Genomic DNA, 770 nt, shown 5'->3' on the forward strand with positions numbered 1-770 from the left:
CCGCGAGCGCGCCGGGTCGGCCAGCCAGCTGCCGAGGCGGCTGGCCGGATCGAACACTTGCAGCTTGGCCAGCAGCACGCCCGGTTCCAGGAACTGGTCGCGCACGAACAGGGCCAGGCTGTCGCCGATGCGTTCCTTGCTGCGTGGGATGATCGCGGTGTGTGGAATCGGCAGGCCCATCGGCCGCCGGAACAGGGCAACGACGGCGAACCAGTCGGCCAGCGCACCGACCGCCGCGGCCTCGCAGAAGGCCGAGACCCAGGCCCAGATGCCGCGCTCGCCCTGCCAGTGCCTGACCGCGAAACCGGCCAGCATCAACAGCAGCAGGCCCAGCGCGAGGGCTTTCAGGCGCCGCAGCTGGGCGCGGCGCGGATCATTGGCAAGCGTCATGCCGGAAGTCTAACCGCCAGTAGTGCCGGCCGCTGGCCGGCAACGACAACGCACCGGGAACGTTCATGGGGTTGCCGGCCAGCGGCCGGCACTACCGCAGGGTTCAGAGCGCTTCGAGCTGCTTGCGCAGCGCGGCCAGCTGCGCGCGCAGGGTATCGTTCTCGCGGGTCAGGGCAACCACGCGGCGGCGCAGCGCCGGTGCGTCCTCACCCAGCTGCTCCAGCGCCGACAGCACGTCGGCATCGCGGCTGGCGATCTCGTCCTCGTCCGCTTCCTCGAAGTCCATCTCGGCCGGTTCAGGCTTCGGTGCGCGCGGCTTGCGCTTGGACTCGCGCACGCGCTTGGCGGCCTGCTTCAACTCGTCCTTGCCGCCGGCAGCG

Annotated in this window: 2 protein-coding genes; both read right to left on the reverse strand. The window is 70.9% G+C overall.

The genetic code is table 11. The features are described 5' to 3' along the window. Positions 1-390: DUF445 family protein (locus C9414_RS20685; RefSeq protein WP_142398064.1), on the reverse strand; the 390-nt coding region annotated here is incomplete at its 3' end. A gap of 103 nt (positions 391-493) precedes the next feature. Continuing rightward, positions 494-770 (reverse strand): hypothetical protein (locus C9414_RS20690; RefSeq protein WP_219909122.1); only part of this gene is annotated, 277 nt, incomplete at its 5' end.

Source organism: Bacillus sp. Nf3 (assembly GCF_003028545.1).
In the GTDB taxonomy this organism is placed as follows: Bacteria; Bacillota; Bacilli; order Bacillales; family Bacillaceae; genus Bacillus; species Bacillus safensis.